The sequence below is a fragment of the Verrucosispora sp. WMMD573 genome (assembly GCF_027497175.1).
Lineage (GTDB): Bacteria > Actinomycetota > Actinomycetes > Mycobacteriales > Micromonosporaceae > Micromonospora.
In genome coordinates this window covers 1,353,327-1,378,149 of record NZ_CP114901.1, presented here as the reverse complement: position 1 = coordinate 1,378,149, position 24,823 = coordinate 1,353,327, and the positions used below count along the sequence as shown (strand labels likewise).

23 protein-coding genes are annotated in these 24,823 nt (G+C 70.8%); 5 read left to right on the top strand and 18 right to left on the bottom strand.

Going from position 1 to position 24,823, the window contains the following annotated elements:
• Positions 1 to 128 precede the first annotated feature (128 nt).
• The 13 genes from O7601_RS06375 to O7601_RS06315 form a co-directional block, all read right to left on the bottom strand.
• Positions 129 to 1,316 (bottom strand): LCP family protein, encoded by a 1,188-nt coding sequence (locus tag O7601_RS06375; protein ID WP_281565296.1) that lies wholly within the window; start codon positions 1,314 to 1,316, stop codon positions 129 to 131.
• 174 nt (positions 1,317 to 1,490) lie between these two features.
• Complete coding sequence (locus O7601_RS06370) at positions 1,491 to 2,714, bottom strand: LCP family protein (protein ID WP_281565295.1); 1,224 nt, start codon at positions 2,712 to 2,714, stop codon at positions 1,491 to 1,493.
• A 65-nt stretch (positions 2,715 to 2,779) separates the two neighbouring features.
• Positions 2,780 to 3,754: an NAD-dependent epimerase/dehydratase family protein gene (locus tag O7601_RS06365; protein ID WP_281565294.1), complete on the bottom strand. Its 975-nt coding sequence runs from the start codon at positions 3,752 to 3,754 to the stop codon at positions 2,780 to 2,782.
• Positions 3,755 to 3,798: 44 nt separating this feature from the next.
• Positions 3,799 to 4,377, bottom strand: a complete 579-nt coding sequence (locus O7601_RS06360) for a flavin reductase family protein (protein WP_281566816.1) — start codon at positions 4,375 to 4,377, stop codon at positions 3,799 to 3,801.
• 96 nt (positions 4,378 to 4,473) lie between these two features.
• Positions 4,474 to 6,165: an ABC transporter permease gene (locus O7601_RS06355; RefSeq protein ID WP_281565293.1), complete on the bottom strand. Its 1,692-nt coding sequence runs from the start codon at positions 6,163 to 6,165 to the stop codon at positions 4,474 to 4,476.
• On the bottom strand, positions 6,150 to 6,914 hold the full coding sequence (locus O7601_RS06350) for an ABC transporter ATP-binding protein (RefSeq protein WP_281565292.1): 765 nt from the start codon (positions 6,912 to 6,914) through the stop codon (positions 6,150 to 6,152). The genes O7601_RS06355 and O7601_RS06350 overlap by 16 nt, the downstream gene beginning before the upstream one ends.
• A gap of 108 nt (positions 6,915 to 7,022) precedes the next feature.
• A complete protein-coding gene (locus O7601_RS06345) occupies positions 7,023 to 8,663 on the bottom strand; it encodes a cation acetate symporter (protein WP_281565291.1) in 1,641 nt (546 codons plus the stop codon).
• Between the two features lies 1 nt (position 8,664).
• Positions 8,665 to 9,111: a hypothetical protein gene (locus O7601_RS06340; protein WP_281565290.1), complete on the bottom strand. Its 447-nt coding sequence runs from the start codon at positions 9,109 to 9,111 to the stop codon at positions 8,665 to 8,667.
• Positions 9,112 to 9,230: 119 nt separating this feature from the next.
• Positions 9,231 to 11,309, bottom strand: coding sequence for a carboxypeptidase regulatory-like domain-containing protein (locus tag O7601_RS06335; RefSeq protein ID WP_281565289.1), 2,079 nt, complete (start codon positions 11,307 to 11,309; stop codon positions 9,231 to 9,233).
• Positions 11,310 to 11,450: 141 nt separating this feature from the next.
• A complete protein-coding gene (locus O7601_RS06330) occupies positions 11,451 to 12,230 on the bottom strand; it encodes a LytTR family DNA-binding domain-containing protein (protein ID WP_281565288.1) in 780 nt (259 codons plus the stop codon).
• The gene (locus tag O7601_RS06325) at positions 12,227 to 13,453 is read right to left on the bottom strand and encodes a histidine kinase (protein ID WP_281565287.1); all 1,227 of its coding nucleotides are present in this window, start codon (positions 13,451 to 13,453) and stop codon (positions 12,227 to 12,229) included. The genes O7601_RS06330 and O7601_RS06325 overlap by 4 nt, the downstream gene beginning before the upstream one ends.
• A gap of 50 nt (positions 13,454 to 13,503) precedes the next feature.
• Entirely contained in the window at positions 13,504 to 15,081 is a 1,578-nt protein-coding gene (locus O7601_RS06320; RefSeq protein WP_281566815.1) for a sugar transferase, read from the bottom strand.
• Between the two features lie 265 nt (positions 15,082 to 15,346).
• Positions 15,347 to 16,207, bottom strand: coding sequence for a DNA-formamidopyrimidine glycosylase family protein (locus tag O7601_RS06315; RefSeq protein WP_281565286.1), 861 nt, complete (start codon positions 16,205 to 16,207; stop codon positions 15,347 to 15,349).
• Between the two features lie 24 nt (positions 16,208 to 16,231).
• On the opposite strand from O7601_RS06315, the gene O7601_RS06310 reads away from it, so the two are divergent.
• Positions 16,232 to 17,581, top strand: a complete 1,350-nt coding sequence (locus tag O7601_RS06310) for a glycosyltransferase family 4 protein (RefSeq protein WP_281565285.1) — start codon at positions 16,232 to 16,234, stop codon at positions 17,579 to 17,581.
• Between the two features lie 91 nt (positions 17,582 to 17,672).
• Here O7601_RS06310 and O7601_RS06305 read toward each other — a convergent pair whose 3' ends face one another.
• The 5 genes from O7601_RS06305 to O7601_RS06285 form a co-directional block, all read right to left on the bottom strand.
• Entirely contained in the window at positions 17,673 to 18,389 is a 717-nt protein-coding gene (locus O7601_RS06305) for a CDP-alcohol phosphatidyltransferase family protein (protein ID WP_281565284.1), read from the bottom strand.
• Entirely contained in the window at positions 18,373 to 19,440 is a 1,068-nt protein-coding gene (locus tag O7601_RS06300) for an iron-containing alcohol dehydrogenase family protein (protein ID WP_281565283.1), read from the bottom strand. The genes O7601_RS06305 and O7601_RS06300 overlap by 17 nt, the downstream gene beginning before the upstream one ends.
• On the bottom strand, positions 19,428 to 20,159 hold the full coding sequence (locus O7601_RS06295) for a phosphocholine cytidylyltransferase family protein (RefSeq protein ID WP_281566814.1): 732 nt from the start codon (positions 20,157 to 20,159) through the stop codon (positions 19,428 to 19,430). The genes O7601_RS06300 and O7601_RS06295 overlap by 13 nt, the downstream gene beginning before the upstream one ends.
• A gap of 102 nt (positions 20,160 to 20,261) precedes the next feature.
• The gene (locus O7601_RS06290) at positions 20,262 to 20,438 is read right to left on the bottom strand and encodes a hypothetical protein (RefSeq protein WP_281565282.1); all 177 of its coding nucleotides are present in this window, start codon (positions 20,436 to 20,438) and stop codon (positions 20,262 to 20,264) included.
• Positions 20,435 to 20,884, bottom strand: coding sequence for an NUDIX domain-containing protein (locus O7601_RS06285; protein WP_281565281.1), 450 nt, complete (start codon positions 20,882 to 20,884; stop codon positions 20,435 to 20,437). Before O7601_RS06285 ends, O7601_RS06290 begins: the two co-directional genes overlap by 4 nt.
• Positions 20,885 to 21,001: 117 nt before the next feature.
• Here O7601_RS06285 and O7601_RS06280 point away from each other — a divergent pair, with 117 nt between their 5' ends.
• The 4 genes from O7601_RS06280 (at position 21,002) to corA (ending at position 24,629) form a co-directional block, all read left to right on the top strand.
• Positions 21,002 to 21,394, top strand: a complete 393-nt coding sequence (locus O7601_RS06280; RefSeq protein ID WP_221086736.1) for a CBS domain-containing protein — start codon at positions 21,002 to 21,004, stop codon at positions 21,392 to 21,394.
• 111 nt (positions 21,395 to 21,505) lie between these two features.
• The gene (locus tag O7601_RS06275; protein ID WP_281565280.1) at positions 21,506 to 21,964 is read left to right on the top strand and encodes an ester cyclase; all 459 of its coding nucleotides are present in this window, start codon (positions 21,506 to 21,508) and stop codon (positions 21,962 to 21,964) included.
• Between the two features lie 130 nt (positions 21,965 to 22,094).
• Complete coding sequence (locus tag O7601_RS06270; RefSeq protein WP_281565279.1) at positions 22,095 to 23,189, top strand: PLP-dependent aminotransferase family protein; 1,095 nt, start codon at positions 22,095 to 22,097, stop codon at positions 23,187 to 23,189.
• A 381-nt stretch (positions 23,190 to 23,570) separates the two neighbouring features.
• Positions 23,571 to 24,629, top strand: a complete 1,059-nt coding sequence (gene corA / locus O7601_RS06265) for a magnesium/cobalt transporter CorA (RefSeq protein ID WP_281566813.1) — start codon at positions 23,571 to 23,573, stop codon at positions 24,627 to 24,629.
• Positions 24,630 to 24,823 lie beyond the last annotated feature (194 nt).

The following is a 24,823-nucleotide window of genomic DNA, read 5'->3' as shown; positions in this document are numbered from 1 at the left end:
CGCTCTCGGCTCGTACGCCGCCGCCTGGCCGTGACGTCCCCCTAGCCTGATGTGAATCTGACTCACATTAGGCTAGGGGAGTGTCACGAAGAGTGACGGCGGTTTTCGGCTTTCGCGATGCCGGAGCGTCACTTCCGGGAGGAGATCACCTCGGGGTTGTAGAAGACGAATTCGGCGAGCTTGTCCTTCCGAACCGCCTGGAACATGTCCAGGGTCTGCTCGCTGAGCGCCTCGGTGCCGTTGCCCTTGGCGTTGTATGTGCCGCCGTTGGTCTTCAGCATGATCAGTTCGTTGCCGGTCACCCCGCGCATGGTGAAGACGAAATCCTCCACCGGCACGCCACCGGTGTCCAGGATGAACGCCTTGCCGGCCGCCTTGATCAGCCCGTTCAGCTTCACCGGGTTGGTCAGGCTCCCGTTCTGGGTGGCCTTCTTGGCCATCGCCTTGATCAACTGCTGCTGGTTCTGCTGGCGGTCGTAGTCGCTGTTCTTGAGGCCGTACCGCTGGCGGGAGAAGTCCAGCGCCGCCCAGCCCTCCATCTCCTGGCAGCCCTTCTTGTGCACCACCGGGGTACGCGGCTTGCCGGTCTTCTTGGCGTCCGCGTTCCACATCGGCTCGCCGTCGACGTACGACATGTGGATCGAGGTGACCTCCTGCTTCGGGCAGATGCGCACCGAACCCAGGGAGTCGATGACGTTCTTGAAGCCGCCGAAGTTGATGATCGCCGCACCGTCGAAGCTGACCCCGGTCATGCCCTTGATGGTCTGCGCCATCAACTGGGCGCCGCCCTCCCAGCCGCCGCCGTTCTGGGCGCCGGCCTGGAACGCACCGTTGATCTTGCCGATCCCGCCCGGGTAGCCGGTCTTCTCGAACGCCGGAATCCGTGCCTCGGTGTCCCGCGGGATCGAGATCAGGTACGCCTGGTCGTGGGTGGCCGGGATGTGCAGCACGATGATGCTGTCCGCCCGCACGTCGTCTGCCGACCACCGCTCCCGGGCGTCGACCCCCAGCAGCAGCATGTCGATCGGGCCCTTGAGATCGGCCCCACCCTCGGCGGAGGTCTTGCCGGCGCCGCCGAGCAGGTTGCGCTGGGAGATGCTGCCGGTGGCCTGACTGATCACCGCCTTGCTGCCGACGATCGCCACACCGCTGGTCATCATCAGCGCGGCGCCGAAGATCACGGTGAGCCGGGCCCACAGCGGGTCCTTGCGCCGGGTGCGCTTCTTGGCGGACTTGCCGGGACCCTCGTCCTTGAATCTGGGTGGCGCGGCGGACGCGCGCGGCGGCTCAAGCAGGGAGGGGCTGTGAACCGGCATGCGTGCTCCAGCTCGTGTACGCAGAAGGGGGCGGGAATACTTTACGTTCGCATTCCGGTGGTGGCGAGTTCGCGTGGTGTCCAGTTCACGTTCTCCACCGCGTCATCCTGCTGAAATGGCCGATCGTCCACAGTGAAGTGGACGATCGGCCGTTCCCGGTGTCCCCGGTCGCGGTCAGCCGTTGCCGGTGGTCGGCTGCTTGTTGGCCCGCATCCAGTCGGCCATCGTGTCCCCCGCCATCGCCCGGTACATGGTCAGCGCCTTCTCCCGGTCGGAGACGACCACCGACTCGCCGTTGATGGTCTGGCTGCCCAGGTGCGGGCTGGTGACGAAGGTCAGGTTCTCGCCGCGCAGATTGCGGAACTGCACCGCCATGTCGGTCAGCGAGAAGCCCTGGTCGACGGTTACCGCTTCGGTGACCGACTGGAGGAACGCGTTGAGCTTCTTCGGGTTGGTCAGCGTGCCCGTGCTGGCCGCCTTGTCCATCAGCGCCCGCAGGAAATCCTGCTGGTGGCGCATCCGGGCGAAGTCGCCGTCCGGGAACTGCTTGCGCTGGCGGATCCAGTCCAGGGCCTCGGTGCCGTTCATGTGGTTGGTGCCCTTGGTGAACTTCCGATAGGGCTTGTGGATCGAGGTGATGGTCCGCTCGACCTCCAGGTCCACCCCGCCGAGGGCGTCGGTGACCTGCTTGAACCCGGCGAAGTCGATGGCCATCACGTGATCGATGTGCACGTCGGTGAAGCACTCGACAGTGCGTACCGCCAGGGGCAGTCCACCGAACGCGAATGCGGCATTGATCTTGCGTCGCTGGCCCGTCTCACATCCGGCGCCGGCGCTCTCCGGGATCGGCACGTACAAATCCCGGGGGATGGAGACGAGGTACGCCTGCTTGTGGTCGGCGGGGATGTGCATGACGATGATCGTGTCGGCCCGCCACTGCCCGGCCCGGTCCATCGGCGCGTCCGGATCCCGCGAGTCGGTGCCCACCATCAGGATGTTCAGCGCGCCGTTGACCGCCTTCGGCGGCCGGTCACCGGTGATCTCCGAGAACGGGTCGGTCCGGGCCATGTTGTTGTCGAGGCTGCGGGCGTAGAACCAGGCACCCGCGCCGCCGACCAGGGCCAGCACCAGCACGACGACCCCGGCCACCAGCGCGATGCGGCGCCAGTGCGGTCGCCGCCGCGGCGACGGACCGCCACCGGGCCCACCCGGACCCAGCGGACCGCGTGGTCCTCCCGGGCCGGCAGGTGGGACCGGCTCGTCGTCGTACGCCGGGTGCCACCGGGTGTCGGCCGGCCCGTTGGCCCGGCTTCCGCGTCCCGGGCCCGGCACCGCTGCCCGGCCGGCGCTGCGGTGCAGGTGGAGGGCCGGTAGCGCGGCGGGAATGGTCGCTGACATGCAATTCAATGTACGCAGCACGAGCCAGTCTCGCCCCTACCGAGCGATGCGCCCGTCGGTGTCGGCTACCCCAGCCGCTGGCGGAAGTGCTCGATGGTGCGCCGCAAGCCCTCCTCGGGTGCGACGGCGGGCTCGTAGCCGAGCGCTTCGCGGGCGAGGGTGAGATCCGGGCGGCGCATCTCCGGGTCGTCAGCACTGCGCGTGACGTATGTCACCTCGGACCGGCTGCCGCAGAGCGACACGATCGTCTCGGCCAGCTCCCGCATGCTCATCTCATGCTCGGTGCCGCAGTTCACCGGCCCGCTCTCGGTCGAGTCCAGCAGCAGCAGGATGCCCCGGACCAGGTCGGCGACGTAACAGATGGAACGGGTCTGGTCGCCGGTGCCGTGCACGGTGATCGGCTCGTTGCGCAGCGCCTGGGAGATGAAGGTCGGTATGGCCCGCCCGTCGTCCGGCCGCATCCTCGGCCCGTAGGTGTTGAAGATGCGCACGATCGCGGTGTCCACGCCGCGACTGCGGCGGTACGCCATCGTCGCGGCCTCCGAGAACCGCTTCGCCTCGTCGTAGACGCTGCGAATGCCGATCGGGTTGACATTGCCCCAGTACGTTTCCCGCTGCGGGTGTTCCTTCGGGTCGCCGTACGCCTCGGAGGTGGAGGCCATCAGGAACCGGGCGCCGTCGGCGGCGGCCCGCTCCAGCAGGTGCAGGGTGGCCACCGAGCCGACCCGAAGGATCTCCACCGGCAGCTTCTCGAAGTCGGTCGGGCTGGCCGGTGAGGCCATGTGCAGGATCGCGTCGAATCGTTCCGCCAACGCCGGATGGCTGGGCAGGCCGTCGGCGATGTCTGCCTCCACCAGGGTGAAATTCGGCGTGTCGAGCAGGTGGGCGACGTTTTCCTTGGACCCGGTGACAAAATTGTCGAGGGCGACGACTGCGCAGCCGCGTTCGATCAGGGAATCCACCAGGTGTGACGGAACGAATCCGGCCCCGCCGGTGACCAGGATCCGATGACCGGGACCGAAGCGCTGCTCAACCCTCATGACTGGTCAGCCTAGAGGAGCGGGTGTTCGGGCCGGCGCAACGGTCAGGCCAGCTCCCGGTAACGGCCCCGGTGGTGCAGCAGCGGCTCGGAATCGTCGGCCAGTTCCACGCGCTCGATGGTCGCCTCCACCAGCAGACCCCAGCCGTACTCCCGGGCAACGTCGAGACGGCAACCGGCCCAGCCGCCCGCGTCGTCCGGCACCGGACCGAACGGCGTGTCGAGCCAGGTGCCGGTGGCGAAGAGCCCACCCGGCGAGGGGAAGAGCCCGGCGAACCGGTCGGCGAGCTGTCGGTGTGGTGGACCGAGCGGCGTGACGGTGAACCGGCCCGTCTCCTCGACCGCGGCCCACAGCTCCGACTCGGCGTCGACCAGCCCGAGCAGCCGGCCCGGCTCGCCCTCGGCGACCAGGGTCGACGACACCGTCAGCCCGGCCGGCCCGGGTGCCGTCCAGAGGGTCACCGGCGCGGCGAGCCGCCCCCGCAGCCGGCGTACCGGCGAACGGTTCTCGGCTGGCGCGGCGAACGGGTCGGTGTGGTGGATCCGGGCACCCGGCTCATGATTCACGTGAAACATTGTGACCCGTCTGCCCGGTTCACGGGCCTCGGCTACAGCTCGCGAGATGCGGCATGTCGGGGTATCTCCCGGTAGGGACACCCGCGACACGCCGCATCTGGTGCGACGGCCAGCGACGGCCAGCGGCGGTCCAGCGGCCGGCGGTCAGCGGCGGGGGGTGACCAGGGCGAGAAGTTCCGGTTGGCGGCGGTCCAGCACGTCGCCGGCCAGGTACGCGCCGAGTAGCGCCGCGCCGACGCCGTAGGCCACACCCAGCGGCAGGCCCAGCCAGAGCCAGGCGTCGCCGAGCAGTGCCGCGGCGATCACCATCGGTGCGGCGAGCGCGCTGGTGGCCGCCATGGCCAGCAGGGTCAGCATCCCCTTCGCCACCCCGGCCCCGCTGTTCATCGCGAACGGGTTGCTCGTCTCCGGCAGCGAGTACGCGCCCAGCACGGAGACGAGCGAGTTGACCGCCAGCCCGGCACCGTAGGTGGCGACCAGCGCACCCGACATGAATCCGATCCACGTCGGCTGACCGAGCACCAGCGCGATCACCACGGCGACCACCGCCAGCATCGGCAGTACGTAGAGCGAGAACGCGGTGATCCGGGCGCGCAGTTCCAGCCGACCCGGTACGCCGGCCACCACGTTCGCCGCGTACGCGCTGCCGTCGAAGCCGAACTGGTTGGCCAGCGTCACCGCGGCGAGCAGCCCGACGAAGAGCATGGAGAGGCTGACCAGCACCGGCGAGGACTCCCCGGCGGGGCTGAAGCCCTGGTCGCTGTCGAACGTGAAGCCCTGTCCACCGAAGTTGACCATCACCGGCACGAAGAGACCGACCACCGCGATGGTGATCAGGTTGGCGCGACGTCGGGCGTCCCGCCACCAGTAGCGGGCCTCCCGGGCGACCAGGGCACCGAAGCGCCCCCGGCGCAGCCAGCCGGCGGCCCGGGGAAAGAGCTGAGCCACCACACCGCCGGTCACCCCGGGCTTTGCCCGGCTGGGTCCGGCGCTCGCCGCGCCCACCATCGCCGACTCCAGCGAGCGTGACCACCAGGCCAGCAGCGCGACGATCGTCACCACGGTGATCAGCAGCTTCACGGGTGCGGCCCAGGCCCGGCCCTGCGCCACGTCGATACCCGCCGTCCACGGGGCACCGAACGGGGTCCAGCCGATCACCGTCGCCACCCCGGTCAGCCGGTCCCAGTCGGTGTCCTGGATCGCGGCCAAACCGGCGAGCTGCAACGGTCCCAGCGACGCGGCGAGCACCGTGAGCAGGACGGCGGCCAGGTCGCGTACCCGGCGGGAGCGCAGCATGGAGGCGAACGCGCTGGTCACCGCTCGGGCACCGGCGACGCAGAGAAGTAGGCCGCAGACCACCCCGACGGCGGTGACCAGGGCGGCCGACCAGCCGCCGAACACCCCGGCGGTGACCACCAGGCCGGAGAGGGCCAGCAGCACGGCGACCGTGGGTACGCTCACCAGCGCCGCCGCGAACAGCCCGGTCACCAGGGTGCGCCGGGACAGCGGCAGCAGCGCGAACCGGGCCGGGTCCAGTGTCTCGTCGACGCCGAAGAAGACCAGCGGCAGCAGCAGCCAACCGAGCACCGTCAACCCGCCGGCGAACGCCGCGACCAGCAGGGCGTACCGGTCGTCGCCGACCAGCCCGGGAGCCGCCAGGCCGAAGAAGGCACCGACCGCGAACCAGAGCCCGATCAGCGAGCCGACCAGGAACAGCGTCACCCGCCAGCCCTGACCACGGAAGTTGTTGCCCATCACCCGCAGCTTGAGCCGGACGAAGTGACGCGCCGCGACCGGCCGCACCCGGTCGGCCGGTGCGGTCACCGGGACAGCCACGCCAGCTCCTCACCGGTGGCGGTACGCCCGCCGACCACCTCGACGAAGACGTCTTCCAGCGAACGGTCGCCGCGTACCTGCTCCAGCGTGCCGACCCGCTTGATGGTGCCCTCGGCGAGGATCGCCACGTGTGAGCAGAGCCGTTGCACGACCTCCATGACGTGGCTGGAGAAGACCACCGTCCCGCCGCCGGCCACGTACCGCTTGAGGATGTCCCGGATCAGCGCTGCCGAGACCGGGTCGACCGCCTCGAACGGTTCGTCCAGTACGAGCAGCCGGGGCCCGTGCAGCAACGCACAGGCCAACCCGATCTTCTTCTTCATGCCGGCGGAGTAGTCGACCACCAGCGTTCGACCGGCGTCGGCGAGAGCCAGCACGTCGAGCAGCTCGGCCGCCCGCTGGTCGACCACGGCCGGGTCCATACCGCGCAGCAGACCGTGGTACGCGAGCAGCTCGGCCCCGCTGAGCCGGTCGAACAGGCGTACCCCGTCCGGCATGACGCCGAGCAGCTGCTTCGCGGTGACCGGGTCGGCCCACACGTCTTGGCCCAGCACCCAGGCGCCGCCGGCGTCGGGCCGCAGCAGCCCGACCGCCATGGACAGGGTGGTGGTCTTACCGGCGCCGTTCGGGCCGAGCAGCCCGTAGAACGAGCCGGCCGGTACGTCGAGATCCACGCCGGCCACCGCGACCTTGCCGTCGAAGCTCTTGGCCAGGCCGCGTAGCGCCAGCGCCGGGTGCTCACCAGTCATGCGCCCGACCGTATCCGGTGCCGACCAGCCTGCCGCCCGACCGGAGGAGGATCCGCAGCTCATCCACGAGTCGGACCGGCGCCGAGCCAATGCCGGAAAGGTGTCTCCTCACGAGCGGAGGGCGTCGGGGGCGTGCAGGCGGAGCATGGTGCGGCCGATGTCGGCCGGGGCACGACGACGGGTGGCCAGCGAGACCGCGATCATCACCGTGAAGGCCAGCGGCACCGTCCAGGCGGCCGGCTGGGCGATGAGGGTGGCCGGCCAGCCGGTCATGGCCGGGCCGAGAACGGTGATCAGGACCGACGTCACGGCGGCGCCGCCGCCGACGAGGATCCCGGCGGCGGCGCCCGCGTCGGTGAGACCCCGCCACCAGATGCCGAGCACCAGCAGCGGACAGAAGCTGGACGCGGCGACCGCGAACGCCAGGCCCACCACCTGCGAGACGTCCAGGCCGGAGACGTTGAGGGCGAGTACCGTCGGCACCACCCCGGCGATCACCGTGGCCAGTCGGAAGCCGCGCACCGAACCTCGACCGAGCACATCTGTGGAGATCACCCCGGCGACGCTGGTTAGCAGCCCGGACGAGGTGGACAGGAAGGCCGCGAACGCCCCGGCGGCGACCAGCGCCGCCAGCAGACGGCCGGTGGTCCCGGCACCGAGCGCCGCCTCGGGCAGCAGCACCACCACCGCGTCGGTCTGGCCGGTGATCAGGAGTTGCGGTGTGTAGATCCGGCCCAGCACGCCGTAGATGGTGGGTAGCAGGTAGAAGACCCCGACCAGGGCCAGCACCACCAGGGTGGTCCGGCGGGCGGCGGCCCCGTCGGGATTGGTGTAGAAGCGCACCAGGACGTGTGGCAGCCCCATGGTGCCCAGAAAAGTGGCCAGGATCAGCGAGTACGTGCCGAACAGTCCCCGGTCGTCGGAACCCGCGTCGCTGGGCAGCAGCCAGTCGGTGGCCCCGTTGGCCACCCCGGAGACCTCCGGCACCGGTTCGCCCTCGGCGAAGCTCAGCTCGTCGCCGGGGCGTACCTCAAGGGTCTGGCCGTCGGCGAGGGTGAGCACCGCCTGCTGCTCGACCACGACGGTGGTCGCCGTCCGGAACGTCGCTCCGTCCGGCGGGGTCACCGCCGGACGGCCGTCGGCCTGCCACTGAAGGGCCAGGAAGATCGCCGGTACCGCCAGCGCGGTCAGCTTGAGCCAGTACTGGAACGCCTGCACGAAGGTGACCGCCCGCATCCCACCCAGGGCCACGTTCGCGGTCACGACGGCGGCCACCACCAGTGCGCCGACCGGATACGGCGAGCCGGCCAGCGTGGCCAGCGTCAGGCCGGCGCCCTGGAGCTGCGGCACCAGGTAGAGCCAGCCGATGAAGATCACGAAGACGGTGGCCAGCGTCCGTAGCCGACGCGATCCGAGCCGCAGCTCGCAGAAGTCGGGCAGGGTGAACGCGCCGGACCGGCGCAGCGGCGCGGCCACGAACAACAGCAGGGCGAGGTATCCGGCGGCGAACCCGACCGGGTACCAGAGCACGTCCACGCCGTACTTGAGGATCAGCCCGGCGACGCCGAGGAAGCTCGCCGCCGACAGGTACTCGCCGCCGATCGCGGCAGCGTTCCAGGTGGGGCTGACCACCCGGGAGGCGACCAGGAAATCGGAGGTGGTGCGGGCCAGCCGCAGCCCGTAGAAGCCGATGGCGACGGTGATCAGGGTGACCGCCACGATCGCCGGTACGACGAGGTCGTTGCCCACGTCAGCGCTCCGGCCGCTGGACCAGGTCGGTGAAGTCCTGCTCGTTGCGCTCGGCCAGTCGGACGTACGTCCACCCGACGGCCACCAGGAACGGAAAGGAGAGCACCCCGAGCAGCAGCCACGGCAGGTTGACACCGAGCACGGTCATCCGGCCGACCGACGGCGCGATGGCGAACAGCCAGGGCAGGCCGCCCAATCCGACCAGCACCACCGCGGACAGTTGCAGGGCGAGGGCCAGTTGAGCACGGACCAGACCGCGAACGAGTGCCTCACCGACCCGGGTCTGCTGGGTCAGTTCGGTGTGGGTGCCGGCGGGCCAGTGCGGCCGGCGGGACACCTCGGCCAACACCACCCGGGTACGCGCCGGCGGCCCGGAGACGGGCCGGCCAGGCACGGCGGGGGACGACGCCGGCCGGCCGGACTCCGGCAGTGGATCCTCGGCGACCATGCCGGCAGTCTCGTCCGCCCGACAGGAATGTCAAGAGGGCTGTGGACAGCTTGTGGATAACGAGGTGGAGCTGTGGACAACCGCTGGTCCGGGGGCGACGAGCGCCCCCGGACCGTTCATCAGCTTGTCGGAATGACCAGATCGGCGGTCATCGAACCCGACGCGGGCACGGTGAACCGGGCCAGCCGTCGGGTGCCGTCCGGGTCGGTCACCTGGTACCGGCCCGAGTACATCTGCTCGTTGTCAAGGTAGACGTCGTAGCTGAAGAAGATCCGCTGACGTCCCGTCAGCCGCATGGTGAACTCCCCGTTGGACACCCAGCCGCTACCGGCGTAGTCACCGGTGTCCACGCTGTGGGCGAGCAGCCAACCGCTGCGCAGTGGCGTGCCGTCGGTGTTACGGAAGGTGCCGGTGAGCTGCACGCCCCGCCCGAGCGTCGCGTCGAGGGTGGCTGCGGCGCCGGCACCCACCTGCACCGGAGTGGCGGTGAACCGGCTCGCCGCACCGCCGGACCAGACGGTCGCGTACCCGCCACGGCTGAAGACCACCGGCCACTCGTACGGGCCGAGCCGGCTCAGGGTGTAGTCGCCCTGGTCGTCGGTGACCGCGTCCTGGGCGCCGACGCCAGGGTGGCCGGTGAGCACCGAGACGTTGACGCCCGTCAGGGCCGCGCCGGTCTCGGCATCGGTCACCCGGCCGGTGACCTGCCCCGCCCGGTCGAGCCGGATCACCGGCCCGGTGGCCACCTGGCCGACGGCGGCGGTGACGATCGCCGCCTCCCGCTCGTCGCCGGTGCCACCGTCGGGACCCACCCACTGCCGCCCGTAGGTCGAGTTCTGCGGGACGGCGAAGAGCTTGTAGTCACCGGCGGTGAGCGGACCGACGCGGATCTGACCGCTGCGGTTGCTGCAATTGCCGTAGCCGTCCCGCAGCGCGACCCGTTTGGGCGCGAAGGCGTCCAGGCAGACCCCGGAGACGGGCGAGCCGCTCTGCCGGTCCAGGACGGTGGTGGTGATGACCGCGCCCGGACGGAGCTTGATGGTCAACTCGGTGGTCTGGTCGGCACGCACCTGGATGCCGGTGCGATCCCGGGAGAAGTACCGGCCGTCGGGCACGTAGACGTGGATGTCGTGCCGTCCCTGCGCCAGGTCGCTGATGGTCACCCGGCCGCTGCCGTTGCTGCACCCGTCGTGGGCGCAGAAGTTGGCCACCGGCGCACCGGTCACCGAGTCCACCGCGCTGATCCGGATGGAGCCGGTGCCCAGCAGGCTGTCGGTGATGCTGGTTTCCTCGCCGCCGCGCACGGTCACAAGTTCTGCCTGAGCGGATTCGAGCTGCCCCGGGTAGTACTGGTGCCGCTCGTCGGCGTGCAGGCCAACCTTGTAGGAGCCGGCGATGAGCTGGACCTCGAACACGCCGTCGGCGTTGGTCTCGGTCCAGTGCACGCTGTACATGTTCGGGGCGTAGATGGTGACCTGCGCGTTCGCCAGGGGTGCCCCGGCGGCGGTGGTGAACCGGCCGGACAGCGTGCCCACGGGCAGTACGGTGTCGTCGGCCACGACCCGTGCACCATCGGTGACCTGGAAGACGCCAGCGCTCTCCTCGTCCACCTGCCCCGGCACGTACTGGCTCTGGTAGGAGCCCTCGATCGGCTCGAAGCTCACCCGGTACCGGCCCGAGACCACGTTCATCTCGTACCGGCCGGCGTCGTCGGTGCGTGCGCTGGCCATCTGGCCGGAGTCGGCCTCGGCGGCGACCACCCGCAGGTCGATCACGGGCTCGCCGGCGGTGTCCAGGAGCTGGCCGGAGATGGTGCCGGTGGCCAGCAACTGCTCGTCGACCGTGGTCGTGGCGCCCGCGGTCACGATGACCGGGTCCGCGTCCCAGGGCCACGCCTGTTGCCGGTAGTACTGCTCCGGACGGCTGTCGGGCAGGTAACCGACGGTGTAGGACCCCGGGTCCAGATGCGGCAGCGTGTAGGCCCCGTCGGCGTCGGTCATCGTGTTGGCCACGACGTCGTACTCGCCGCTGCGATAGACGACGACCGGGACGTCGGGTGCGGCGGCGCCGGCGGCGGTGGTCAACCGGCCGCTGATCGTGCCGGTCGAGTCGGCCAGCGCGGGTGTGGCGCCCGACAACAGCACGGCAGCCGCCGTGACGCAGGCCAGGGCGGCCCGGCGGATGAGAGGGATTTGCATTTGTGTCCAGACCTGAGGGGGCGGGGCGGCTCAGACAGGCGTCGCGCCCACGCCGGCCCCGCGCCCCGTGTTGAACCGACCACAGGAGAGTAGAACAACAACGATCTCTATGGGGTACGAGAATCGCTCGGCCCGGCCGGGTCAGCGGCTCCACTCCTGCTTGGCGGCCCGGACCAGCTTGTCCTTCAGCTCCCGGGTGTGCCGGCGGCTCACCGGCAGCTCGGTGCCGTCGATGACCACCACGTAGCCGGAGTTGACCAGGCGGAGTTCGGCGATCAGCCGCAGCTGCACCAGGTAAGACCGATGGATCCGGACGAACCCGGCGTCGGCCCACCGTTCGGCGAGCGTGGCCAGCGACACCCGTACCAGGTGCGACCCGTCTGCCGTGTGCAGCCGGGCGTAGTCGCCCTGTGCCTCGACCCACCGCACGGCGGACCGGGGCAGCATCCGGGTGGTGCCGGCAAGTTCGACCGGGATCGTGGGATCCTCCTCGGCCCGGGCCACCGCGGCGGGATGGGTGGGTACCACCCGCGAGCCGACCACCCGGCGCAGCGCCTCGGCCAGCCGCTCGGCGCGTACCGGCTTGCGCACGTAGTCGGTGGCCCCCACGTCGAAGGCGTCCGCGGCACCGTCGTCGTAGGCGGTGACGAAGACGATCGCCGGAGGCCGGGCGAAGCGGCGCAGCACCCGGGCCAGCTCCATGCCGTCCAGGCCGGGCATCCGGATGTCCAGGAAGACCACGTCCACGTCGTCGTCACGGAGCACCCGCAGCGCCTCGGTGGCGTCGCCGGCCGTGTACAGCCGGGCCACCCGGGGGTCGGCCCGCAGGTGGTACGCCAACTCGTCCAACGCCGGTGGCTCGTCGTCCACCGCCAGCACCCGCAGGAAGCCGGTGGCGGCGGGCGGGCCGGAGCCGGTCACGAACCCGCCCGTACGCCGGGGTGGAACTTCGGCACCCGCATGCTCACCCTCGTACCCGAGCCGACGCCGGTCTCGACGACCAGGCCGAAACCGTCGCCGAACACTGAGCGCAGCCGCTCGTCGACGTTCGACAACCCGACGTGCTGGCCCGGATCGTCCCCCGGGTCGCCGGTCGACCCGGCCAGCTCGGCGATTCCCGCGGTTAGCGTGGCCGGATCCATCCCCACTCCGTCGTCCTCCACCGTTATGTGGCATTCGGCGCCGGCATCCCGGGCCTCGATGCTCACCATGCCCGTGCCCGGCTTGCGCGACAACCCGTGGCGTACCGCGTTCTCGACAAGTGGCTGCAGGCACAGAAACGGCAGGGTCACCGGCAGCACCTCGGGGGCGATCTGGAGCCGAACCTGAAGCCGGTCTCCGAACCTGGCCCGCTCGATCGTCAGGTAGCGGTCGATCGAGCGCAGCTCCTCGGCCAGCGTGGTGAACTCGCCGTGCGCCCGGAACGAGTACCGGGTGAACTCGGCGAACTCCAGGATCAGCTCGCGGGCCCGCTCCGGATCGGTGCGGACGAAGGAACCGATCGCGGTCAGCGCGTTGTAGATGAAGTGCGGGCTGATCTGGGCGCGCAGGGCGCGTACCTCGGCCCGGGCCAGGCGCTCCCGGGACGAGTCCAGCTCCGCCAGGGCCAGTTGGCTGCCGGCCCAGTGGGCGGTCTCCAGGGTGGCCTGGACCAGGCCGGGCGCCGGTGCGCCGTCGGTGACGGCGACCAGCGCGCCGGTGATCCGGCCGGACGCCCCACCGAGCGGGGCCACCACCGCGCCCCGGACCGGGCAGTCGATCCGGTCGCAGGTCAGCTCCGCCTCGCCCAGCACCGTGGAACGCTCGGATGCGATCACCCGCCGGGCGGCGGTCCGCAGCTGCTCCCGGTGGTGCGCGCCGCGTCCGTCGAGTGCGAGCAGATCGTCGGTGTCGGTCAACGCCAGCCCTTCCGCGCCGACCAGGGTGCGCAGGTGGCGGGCGGCCTTTGCCGCGCCGGCCGGGTTCAGCCCGGCGCGCAGCGGTTCGGCCGCCAGGCCGGCGGTGTGCAGCACCTCGTAGGTGGCCCGTTGGCCGGGCGTGGCGATACCGCGCCGCCCACGCAGCCGACCGACCGCGAACAGCGCCCCGGCCAGCACGCTGACCAGGGAGAAGACGCCGATCACGGCGGAGACGTTGCCACCCACGTCGACGATCCTGCTGGTTGCGGACGCTGCGGGAAAGGGGTGGGCACCGGTCAGTACGCGCCCTTGCGCGCCACCACCACGCCCACGGTGCGCCACAGGATGCTCAGGTCGTACGCCAGCGACCAGTTGTCGACGTAGTACAGGTCCAACCGGACGGCCTCGTCCCAGGAGAGATCGGAGCGGCCAGACACCTGCCACAGGCCGGTCATACCCGGGCGGACCAGCAGCCGGCGCCGCACATCACCCAGGAAGTCGCCGTCGTCGGCGGGCAGCGGACGCGGCCCGACCAGGGACATCTCACCCTTGAGCACGTTTATCAGCTGCGGCAGCTCGTCCAGCGACGAGGCGCGCAGGAAGCGGCCCACCGGGAAGACCCGGGGATCCTGCTTCATCTTGAACAGCATGCCGTCGGTTTCGTTCTGGTCGACCAGGCTGGCCAGCCGGTCCTCCGCGTCGACGTACATGGTCCGGAACTTCCACACCCGGAACGTGCGCCCCTCGTGCCCCACCCGGGGCTGGCGGAAGAAGACCGGACCCGGATCGGAGATCCGGATGGCGATGGCGATCGCGACGAAGACCGGGATCAGGGCGAGCAGCCCGAGCCCGGCGGCGACCCGGTCCATCATGTTCTTGGCCAGCAGCGCCGGCCCGGTCAGGGTGGGTTCCTCGACGTGCAGCAGCGGCAGGCCCTCGATCGGGCGGATGTGCACTCGGGGACCGGCAATGTCGGTCAGTTGCGGTGCCACCACCAGGTCGACGCCGGAGCCCTCCAACTGCCAGGCCAGGCGGCGTAGCTCACCGGGCTCGGCGCTGGCCGAGCCGCAGACCGCGATGGTGTCCGCGCCCACCTCGCGCACCAGGGCCAGCACGTCGCGGCCCGCGTACACCGGAACCGGGGTCTGCACGCCCTTGGCCGCCGCGTACCCGTCGGTGATGTGGATGGCGACCGGAACCAGCCCGGCGGCCGGGGTGCGGGTGACCGCCGTGTACACCTCCAGGCACTCCGGCAGGGTGCCGACCAGCACCATCCGGTGCGCCGCCTGCTGGATGTTGCGCCGGACGGTGTGCAGCACGAAACGGGCCAGGATCCGGCCCAGCAGGATCAGCAGCAGCGCGAGCAGCAGGGCGGTGCCGACGGTGAACCGGGACAGGTCGGTCTTGGTGGCGAAGGCCAGGAACGACACCGCGGCGCAGACGGTCACCCCGGCCCGGATCACCCGCTTGAACTCGTCCGGCCCGAGCCCGAGACAGCGCCGGTCGTAGGCGCCGTTGAACCAGAGGATGACCAGCCAGCCGAGCGGCAGCAGCAGGAACGCGACAGTGTAGAACCAGGTCTGGTCGTTCTCGTTCTGGGCCTGGTGGAAACCCGCGGTGGCCTGGTCGAAGGTGCGGATCGCGGTGTAGCTGGCGAACGCCGCGGCGGCGAAGTCGAGCAGCAGCAGGATCGCCGTGTACGGCCGGTGCCAGCGCGACACGCGTCGCCGGGCCCGGGCCCACGCCGTCCGGGGTACGCCGTTCGGGGACGGCGGGTTCGGCGGCTGGATCTCGAAGCTGTCGACGTGCCGCACGAGTTTGCTCCGGCCTTCGTTGGTCACCGGGCGCTGGAGGCTAGTCGTCACCTCACCCATGTCCTCCCGCATGACCCGCCGCGTTCACTCGCCGTGACCGCCCGGGTCGCCCACCGTTCCAGTTTCCCACGCGAGTTCCGTTCCGTCGCCGACCCGAGGGACTTTGCGCGGCGGCCACCTACCGCCTGGGATCTGGCCGGCCCCACCCCATTTGTAGGCCGGGGACCGGGCCACTATACCGATGGATGACGGTCCGGGTAGAGCGCCGGAGCGGTGGTTGCGCACCGCACGTCCGATTCCGCTCCGTAATCAGCAGTGGTGCTACTCACCGTACAAGTCGGGACAACCGTCGGTCAGCGAGGGGCTTGCCGCCGGTCTGGCAGGTGGGGCAGTACTGGAGGCTGGAGTCGGCGAACGAGACCTCCCGGACGGTGTCTCCACAGACCGGACAGGGCAACCCGGTGCGGGCGTGCACCTTGAGGCCGGACCGCTTCTCGCCCTTCAACTCCGCGGCCCGCTGCCCCAGCGACCGGGTCACCGCGTCGCCGAGCACCCGGCGGGTCGCCGCGTGCAGGGTCGCCATCTGGTCGTCGGTCAGCCGGTCGGTCAACGCGAACGGCGACAGCTTCGCGGTGTGCAGAATCTCGTCGGAGTACGCGTTGCCGACCCCGCCGAGCACCGCCTGGTCGGTGAGCACCCCCTTGACCTGGCCCCGGCGGCCACGAAGCGCACCGGCGAAGGTGGCGAGGTCGGCCGAGAGGGCATCCGGCCCGAGCTTGGCGACCCCGGGCACCGCCAGCGGATCCGTCACCAGGTAGGCGGCGAGCTTCTTCTGCGTACCGGCCTCGGTCAGATCGAAGCCGGAGCCGTCGTCGAGGCGTACCCGGATCGCGATCGGTCCCTTGCCCGGCCGCAACGGGGCGGCCGAGGCGAACGCCTCCCGGTAGTGCAACCAGCCGGCGCGGGCCAGGTGGACCACCAGGTGCAGACCGCCGTCGAAGACCACGTCGAGGAACTTGCCGTACCGCCGGGCGTCGGTCACCGCCCGGCCCGCGACGGCGGTCGGCGCCGGATCGTACGTCTTCAGGGCGCTGATCGCGGCGACCTCCAGGCGGTCGACCCGCCGGCCCACCGCGCGCTGTCGCAGGTAACCGGCGAGCGCCTCCACCTCAGGTAGTTCGGGCATCGTCCAACGGTAGCCTTCTTTCCCGTGAGAATCGTGGTGGCGCACAACCGGTACCGGGAAGCTCAGCCCTCCGGTGAGAACACCATCGTCGACGCCGAGATCGCTCAGCTCACCGCCGCCGGGGTGGAGGTGCTGCCGTTCCTGCGCAGTTCCGACGAGATCCCGACGATGCCGAAGACGGCGAAGGCGCTGCTGCCGATCTCCCCGATCTACGCACCCCGCGCCCAGCAGGAGTTGTCCCGACTGCTCACCGAGCATCGTCCGGACGTGCTCCACCTGCACAACCCGTACCCGCTGCTGTCGCCCTGGGTGGTGCGGACCGCGCACCGGCACGGGGTTCCCGTGGTGCAGACGGTGCACAACTACCGCCAGGTCTGCTCCTCGGGGCTGTACTTCCGCGACGGCATCATCTGCCAGGACTGCCGGGGTCGGGCCCTGGGCGTACCGGCGGTGGTGCACCGCTGCTACCGGGGGTCACGGGCGCAGAGCGCGTTGATGGCCACCACCCTGGCCGTGCACCGGGGCACCTGGAAGTCGGTGGACCGGTTCATCGCCCTGACCACCGCGGTCGCCGATCACCTGCGCGACTACGGCATCCCCGATTCGCGGATCGTGGTGAAACCGAACGGGATCCCCGACCCGGGCACACCCGCACCGCTCGGCCAGGGTTTCCTTTTCCTCGGCCGGCTCTCTCCCGAGAAGGGTCTCGACCTGCTCGTGGAGGCCTGGCGGCGACACCCCGACGGCGCGCTGGGCCCACTTCGCGTCGCCGGAGACGGCGAACTGCGCCCGCTTGTCGAAGCGGTGGCGGCAGAGCGCTCCGACGTCACCTACCTCGGCCCGCTGGACCGGGCCGGCGTTCGGCAGGCGTTGGCCGACAGTGCCGTGGTGCTGGCGACATCCACCTGGCACGACGTGCTGCCGACCGTGATCATCGAGGCGCTGGCCAGCGGTCGGCCGGTGCTCGGCACCGCGCTGGGCGGCATTCCCTACCTGGTCGGCGCGGACACTCCCCGGGAACCCGCCGGCACCGGTCCGGCCGTGGCCGCCTCGGCGTCCGCCTCCGCCGTCTCCGGCGCTGTGCCCGGCCCCTCGGCCCCGGACTCCGGCGTCCGGCCTGACGCCGGGTCCGCGACAGCGGGTGCCGCTGCCGACCGGACCGGGCAGCAGTGGGCGGTGCCGGCCGGTGTGCTGACAGGTGAGGCGGGCTGGGTGGTGCCGCCGGAGCCGGCCGCCCTGGCCGCCGCCCTGCCGATGGCCGCCGCCGGTGCCTCGGCGCTGTCGGCCGCCGCCCGGCTGCGCTACGAGCGCAACTTCCACCCGGACACCGTCACCAAACGCCTGATCGACATCTACGCCGGCCTGCGCCGCTGACGGCGGACACCGGTTGCGGGATGTCGCGGTCTCCCGGCGACGGGAAGCCACGACATCCCGCGTCTCGCGGATCGGGCGCCGCGCCCCTCGGTCAGTGGAGGCTGGAGCGGGCGGAGAAGGCGATGCTGGTCAGGAGGAAGCCGCCGTTGACTGCGGTGAAGGCGAGCATCACCCAGAGCGTGAGAGCTGGGGCCAGCGCCAGGACCAGGGCGGCCACGAAGATGACCGCGCCGTAGTCGCGGACCAGCTTCACCAGGCGTACGGGCAGGCTGGTGCTGGTGACCATGCTCGCGGCGTTCGGGCCGGACTGCATCACCGAGGTGACCAGGTTGACCATCCAGGTGCCGGCGAACGCGGCCACCAGCCAGGTCGGCGTTGCCGGCTGTTGCGCCACGGCGGTGGCAGACAGGGCAGCGACCAGGGCGATCTGGGCGGCCACGTCACAGAGCACGTCGACTCGGGCACCGGCCGCGCTGCCCTGCCCGGTCACCCGGGCGAGTTGACCGTCGGCGCAGTCCAGGGCGTACGCGATCTGCCAGCCGAAGAGTGCGACCAACCCGACCACCGGAGCCGGCACGTCCCCGGCGGCGACCGGGCCGGCGAGGGCGACCACGGTGACCGAGGTGGCCAGCCCGAGCAGCAGGTTGGTGATGGTCAGCGCGGTCGGCCGGAGCCCGAGACGCTGGGCGACCAGCGCGAAGACCGCGCCGATCCACTGACTGACCGACTCGCTGAACAGGCCACCGCCCCGGTTCACCCGGTGGAAGTCGGCGGCCGTGGGGTGGGACGGCTCAGCCAAGGTGCTCACGGAGGGCGTCAACGTAGTCTCCCAGCCGGGTACGAAGGTCGTCGGCGGACAGCGCCAGGTGTTCGAGGATCGTGTAACGGTCGGGCCGGGTGTGCGGGGCGAAGGCAACCGCCTCGACGAACTGCTCGTCGGTGAGCCCGAGGTCGGCGGGTCGGGTGGACAGCCCGTGCCGGTGCAGGCAGCGGGCGAGCTGGCTGAACCGTTCCGGGTCGCCCCGGAGGAAGGTGCAGAACAACGCACCGAGGCCGGCCTGCTCGCCGTGCGAGGCGGTGCTCGGGAAGAGGTGGTCGATTGCGTGTGAGATCTCGTGGTCGCCGCCGCTGGCCGGCCGGCTCGAACCGCAGATCGACATCGAGATGCCGCCCAGGATCAGCGCCTCGGCCAGCGTGGTCAGGAACGCGTCATCGGTGATCTTGCCGGGGTGGTTGACCAGGGCCTCCGCCCCGGTGCGGGCCAGCGTCACGGCCAGCCCGTCGATCGGCTCGCCGCGCACCTCGTGGGCCAGCTCCCAGTCGGCGCAGGCGCTGAGATTGCTCACCGCGTCGCCGATGCCGGCCTGGGTCTGCCGGTCCGGTCCGTTCTCCACGAAGTCGAGATCGACAAGCACGGCGATCGGGATGTGCACCCCGTAGGAGCCCTTGCCGCCCTCATGGGCCAGCGACGCCACCGGAGAGGCGATCCCGTCGTTGGCGAGGCTTGTCGCCACGGTGACCATCGGAATGCCGTAGCGGGTGGCGGCGTACTTGGCGGTGTCGATGGTCTTCCCACCGCCGATGCCGACGACGGCGTCGTAGCTGCGGCGGCGCAGCTGGTCGCCGAGTTCGTTCGCGGAATCGACGCTGCCACCGGTGACGGTGAACACGTCGGCCGACCCGAGCGAGGGACGGCACAGCTCGACGATCTTCTCGCCCTGACCCGGGCCGACCACCACCGCGACGTCACCGCCGCTGGAGATCCGGCGGTCGGCCAGCAGCGAGCCGAGGTCGGCCACCGCGCCCCGGCGGACCTCGATCGACAGCGGCGTCGCGACGGTACGGGCTAGTAGCGGCACGCGATCTCCCGCGCCCGGGTCAGGTCGGCGTGGTTGTCGACCTCGACCCATGCCACGTCGCCGATCGGCGCGGCCCGGACCTCGCCGCCACGGTCGGCGAACTCCTGGTACCCGTCCTCGTAGTACAGGTTCGGGTCGCGCCGCCAGGTCGCCTCCAGGGCGTCGGCGAGCGCTTCGGCCACCTGCGGCTCGATGAGGGTGGCCCCGATGTACTCGCCGTACGCCTCGCCCGGGTCCATCAGCTTGGTGATCCGGGTGAGTTGGCCGGCGGCGTCGAAGGTGGTCTTCATCTCCTCCTCGGCCAGCGGCTTGAGGGTGTCGATCGCCAGCAGCACACCGGCCCCCCGCTCGGCCAGCAGGGTCTTCTCGATGCTCACCGGGTGCACGGTGTCGCCGTTGACCAGCAGGACCCCCCGGGAGAACCAGTCACGCGCCAGCCAGAGGGAGTAGGCGTTGTTCCACTCCTCGGCCTTGTCGTTGGGCACCAGGGTGATCGTGACGCCGTACCGGCGCTCCAGCTCGGCCTGGCGTTCGCGGACCGCGTCGGCGGCGTAGCCGACCACCACCACGACCTCGGTGAGCCCCACCTCGGCCAGGTTGCGCAACGCGATGTCGAGGATGGTGATCTCGCCATCCACCGGCACCAGCGCCTTGGGCAGCGTGTCGGTGTACGGGCGTAGCCGGCGACCTGCGCCAGCTGCCAGCACCATTCCGACCATGCCGGCATCGTTTCCTGTTCTCGCGGCGTTCACCGAAGGAGGATAGCGCCGCCCGTGGCGGCGCTGCCGCCGGTCAGCGGCCAGCGGCCGTGGGCACCCCGGTCAGCCGGGCAGAGCCGCCAGGTCGGCGAGCATGGTCAACCGTTCCTCGGCGGTCAGCACGGCGTACGGTCCGGCCGCTCGGCGGTCGGTCTTTAGCTCGATGGCCTGGCGCTGCGGACCGTCGGGCAGTTCCCGATGCTCACCGCGGTGTGCCCGGCGCTCGACCGTGTCGCTCACGAACCGATGGACCGCAGGACGGCGAAGGCCCGCTCGGCGATGTGCCGAATCAACCCGTCGTTGACGTCACGGTGCTCGTCGAGCAGGTCGAGGTCGTCGGGACCGAGCCAGCGGTACTCGGTGTGCTTGCCCGCCTCCAGCACGGGCGCGGTCAGCTCACCGTCGACCCGGACCAGCCAGTCGCTCTCGATCCGGGCCAGGCCGTCGTCCCCGACATAGCGGTACTCGCCGACCTCGGCGAGCACCTCGGACACCCGCCAGCCGGTCTCCTCGGTGACCTCCCGGCGCAGCGCGTCGTGCACGGACTCGTCCGGTTCGAGGTGCCCGCCGACGATGTCCCAGCAGTTGGGGAAGAGTCGCCGGTGCGGCGAGCGGCGTTGGAAGAACAGGCGTCCGTCGGGGGCGACGATAAGCGCTCCGGCGCAGCGCAGCGGCTCGGTGGACACGTCAAGAACAGTAGCCGTGACCGTCCCGCCGCGACGATGTCCGGTCTTGTCCTGGAAACCTACGGGGCTCACCATTGCGGGTAACCGGGTGCAGCCGTCCCAAAGGGGTGATGTGTCATGCAGGTTCGGGAAGCTATGTCCAGCGAGATCCTCGTGGTCGGTCCGGAGCACACGCTGCGGCAGGCGGCGCGGATGATGTCGGAGCGCGGCATCGGGTCGGCGGTCGTGATCGACCCGGATTCCGAGGGCATCGGGATCATGACCGAGCGGGATGTGCTCAACGCGATCGGGGCCGGTCTCGATTGCGACGTCGAACGGACCGGGGCCCACCTGACCTGGGACGTCGTCTACGCGGGGCCGGAATGGACGATCGAGGAAGCGGCGGCGGCGATGGCCCGGGGTGGCTTCCGGCACCTGGTCGTCCTCGACGGTCGTGAGGTCGCCGGCGTCATCTCCGTACGCGACATCATGCGGGTGTGGGCGGCCAGCCGGATGGTCGGCACCGGCTGACCAGGTTGCCGATCGGCGGTCGGTCGATCCGTTCCGGGTTGGGCGGGCCGGTCGGCGGGTAATGCCCCTGTTGCGGGCGCGGGCCGATCGTGCCCCGCGCGGGGAGGCGTGATGCGTGGCGCGGACCGGTTGATCCAGCAGCAGTACGAGATGCTCCTGCGGCGCGACGTGGCTCGCCTGCCGGAGCTGTACGCGACGGACGCGCGCTACGCCATGCCCGGCGTCACGGTGCGTCCGTCCGAGCTGCCGGCCCTGCTGCGTACCTGGACGGGCGCCTTCCCCGACCTGCGGGTCGAGCCGCTCGGTGCGGTACGCACGGCCGGTGGCGCGGCGGTCGAGCACCTGCTGACCGGCACGCACACCGGCGTGCTGCACACCCCTTTCGGGACCGTCGCGCCCACCGGGCGGGACGTCGCCTGGGAGGTGGTGGACGTGGTCCGGGTGCGTCGGGGCCGGATCGCCGCCTGGCGGTCCTACTTCGACTGGGGACAGCTGATGACTCTGCTGGGCCTGCGGGTCGCGGGGACGTCGCGACGCCCGCAGGACGAACCGGTCGGCCTTCCGGCCTGATCTGCCGCACAGGCGGCGGGGCGCGGGGTCGGCCACCGACCGCGACCGTTCACCCGACCCGGTGGCTCAGGATGCGGACATCGCCGTGCCTTCCGCGCACGTCCCACCTCCGCCCGTACGCTGAACAGCCATGACCGCCGAGCAGCTGATCTCCTTTGCCCGTGGCGCCCCCTCACTGGACATCGTCGATGTCGAGGGGCTCAAGGCCGCCGCCGTCCGCGCCTTCGACGCCGACCCCGCCGGGGTGACCGCGTACGGCACCTCCGTCGGTTACCTGCCGCTCCGGAAGTGGATCGCCGAGAAGCACGGTGTCGAGGCGGAGCAGGTGCTGGTCACCAACGGATCGTTGCAGGCCGACGCCTTTCTCTTCGATCACCTGGTCCGACCCGGCGACGCGGTGGTGGTGGAGCGTCCCACCTACGACCGCACCCTGCTGAACCTGCGGAACATGGGCAGTGAGCTGCACGCCGTCACCATCCAGCCGGACGGTCTGGACACCGCCGAGCTGCGCAAGCTGCTGGAGTCCGGGGTGCGCCCCCGGCTGGCGCACGTCATCCCGAACTACCAGAATCCGGCCGGCGTGACGCTGTCCCTGGAGAAGCGCCGTGAACTACTCGACCTGGCCGCCGAGTTCGGTTTCACGATCTTCGAGGACGACCCGTACGCGGACATCCGGTTCCGGGGCGAGGCACTGCCGTCGATGCTGTCGATGGACACCCGCAACGTGGTCGTGCACGCCTCCAGCTTCACCAAGACCGTCTGCCCGGGGGTGCGGGTGGGCTACCTGGTGGGCCCGGCGGACCTGATCGGCGACATCGCGAAGAAGGCGACAAGCCTCTACATCTCTCCCGGCATGGTCTCCCAGGCCATCGTGCACCAGTTCTGCGTGTCGGGGGACATCGGGCGTTCGATCGAGACGGTCCGGGCGGCTCTCGGTGAGCGCGCCACGGTGCTCGCCGAGTCGCTGCGTCGGCACATTCCGGAGGCCCGGTTCGTGGAGCCGGACGGTGGCTACTTCCTCTGGGTAGAACTGCCGGAGGACGTGGCGGTCGACCGGCTCGCCCCGGCGGCGGCCGAGCGTGGCGTCGCGGTGGTCAAGGGCAGCGACTTCGTCGTCGACGGTGGCCGGTCCGCTCTCCGGCTGGCCTATTCGGCGGTCACCGCGGATCGGATCGAGGAGGGGGTTCGGCGGCTGGCCGAGGCGATGAAGGCGGTACGCGGCTGAATTTCTGTCGGCTTTCTGACAGAAGGGCGGTACCGGGCGGTCTGGGGCTCCCGCTGAAGCGACTCGGAGCCCACAATGCTGCGAGCGTCACTCACGACGCGTATGCCCAACCCCCGCCCCCACGGCGCCGGGCGGGCCGGATCGCCCCTTCACCCCCCCAATGCGGTCCGGTCCGTCCGGCGCCACCCCTGCCACCCGGCCATGATCACTGTGGCGGCGTAACCTGCAAACCGCAGCCGGCGGGGGGAGGACGTGATGACGGAGCGGACGCGACGCGCGGGGACGACCTCGCCGGACGGCCCGGCCACCACCGGCAACCGGAACGCGAGCGCCAACGGGAGCCGCGCCCTGCGGCCCCGGAACTGGTCACCCGTGCGGGCCATGACGCGCCGGCTCAGCCCGGACGGATCTCAGTCCGATCAGACGTCGGTCGACCAGCGACGCAGCGCGGTGGTCGACTGCGCGCTCTATCTCGACGGTCAACGGCAGGCCGGCGACTGGGACTACGCCGACGCGCTGGCTGCGGCTCGCAGCGCCGAGGCAGGCTTCGTCTGGCTCGGCCTGCACGAGCCCGAGTTGGCCGAGATGACCGAGATCGCCACCACGTACGGGCTGCACGAGCTGGCCGTGGAGGACGCGGTGAAGGCCCAGCAGCGTCCGAAGCTCGAACGGTTCGGCGAGGTCAGCTTCCTGGTGCTGCGCACCGCCCGCTACTGCGAGCACACCGAGCTGACGGAGAACTCCGAGGTGGTGGAGACCGGACAGGTGATGCTCTTCATCGGCCCGCAGTTCGTGATCAGCGTCCGGCACGGCGACGCCTGCCGGCTCGCGCCCGTACGCGAGGAGCTGGAGGCACGCCGGGAGCTGTTGCTCAACGGTCCCTGGGCGGTCGCGTACGCGATCACGGACCGGGTCGTCGACCTCTACCTGGAGGTTGCCGACCAGCTTGAGGACGACATGGACGTGCTGGAGACGGAGGTCTTCGACCGCCAGACCAGCGGCCGGATCCAGCGGATCTACCAGATGAAGCGGGAACTGGTCGAGTTCAAGCGGGCGGTGATGCCGTTGCAACGGCCGCTGGTGACACTGACCTCGCAGATGAACCGGGACGTGCCCAAGGAGGTGCGCCGCTACTTCCGGGACGTGCAGGACCACCTCAGCCGCACCGTCGAGCAGGTCAACTCCTACGACGACCTGCTCAACTCGATCCTCCAGGCGCGGCTGGCCCAGGTGACGGTCGACCAGAACAACGACATGCGCAAGATCGCGGCCTGGGCGGCCATCGCCGCCGTGTGGACCGCGATCGCCGGCATCTACGGCATGAATTTCGACTTCATGCCGGAGCTGAGGATGACCTACGGCTACCCCGTGGTGCTGGCCCTGATGCTCAGCATCTCGCTGGCCCTCTACCGCTGGTTCCGCCGCAACGACTGGCTCTGACCCCACCCCCTACCCCCCACCCCCCCACCCCCGCACCCCCACCCACCCCTCCCCGCCCGCCTCGCGGTCTGCGTTGATCATGAAGTTGTTGTCGCGACACACCGATGTGCGCGGCAACAACTTCATGATCAACCTGGGCGGGGCGGGGGCGGGGGCGGGGGCGGGGGCGGGGGTGGGGGTGGGAGGAGGGGAGA

What these genes read in the sequence shown, in the direction of transcription:
- O7601_RS06375 (WP_281565296.1), bottom strand. Translation starts at nt 1,316, where the DNA reads ATGCCGGTTCACAGCCCCTCCCTGCTTGAGCCGCCGCGCGCGTCCGCC.
- O7601_RS06370 (WP_281565295.1), bottom strand. Translation starts at nt 2,714, where the DNA reads ATGTCAGCGACCATTCCCGCCGCGCTACCGGCCCTCCACCTGCACCGC.
- O7601_RS06365 (WP_281565294.1), bottom strand. Translation starts at nt 3,754, where the DNA reads ATGAGGGTTGAGCAGCGCTTCGGTCCCGGTCATCGGATCCTGGTCACC.
- O7601_RS06350 (WP_281565292.1), bottom strand. Translation starts at nt 6,914, where the DNA reads ATGACTGGTGAGCACCCGGCGCTGGCGCTACGCGGCCTGGCCAAGAGC.
- O7601_RS06340 (WP_281565290.1), bottom strand. Translation starts at nt 9,111, where the DNA reads ATGGTCGCCGAGGATCCACTGCCGGAGTCCGGCCGGCCGGCGTCGTCC.
- O7601_RS06335 (WP_281565289.1), bottom strand. Translation starts at nt 11,309, where the DNA reads ATGCAAATCCCTCTCATCCGCCGGGCCGCCCTGGCCTGCGTCACGGCG.
- O7601_RS06320 (WP_281566815.1), bottom strand. Translation starts at nt 15,081, where the DNA reads ATGGGTGAGGTGACGACTAGCCTCCAGCGCCCGGTGACCAACGAAGGC.
- O7601_RS06315 (WP_281565286.1), bottom strand. Translation starts at nt 16,207, where the DNA reads ATGCCCGAACTACCTGAGGTGGAGGCGCTCGCCGGTTACCTGCGACAG.
- O7601_RS06295 (WP_281566814.1), bottom strand. Translation starts at nt 20,159, where the DNA reads ATGGTCGGAATGGTGCTGGCAGCTGGCGCAGGTCGCCGGCTACGCCCG.
- O7601_RS06280 (WP_221086736.1), top strand. Translation starts at nt 21,002, where the DNA reads ATGCAGGTTCGGGAAGCTATGTCCAGCGAGATCCTCGTGGTCGGTCCG.
- O7601_RS06275 (WP_281565280.1), top strand. Translation starts at nt 21,506, where the DNA reads ATGCGTGGCGCGGACCGGTTGATCCAGCAGCAGTACGAGATGCTCCTG.
- O7601_RS06270 (WP_281565279.1), top strand. Translation starts at nt 22,095, where the DNA reads ATGACCGCCGAGCAGCTGATCTCCTTTGCCCGTGGCGCCCCCTCACTG.
- corA (WP_281566813.1), top strand. Translation starts at nt 23,571, where the DNA reads ATGACGCGCCGGCTCAGCCCGGACGGATCTCAGTCCGATCAGACGTCG.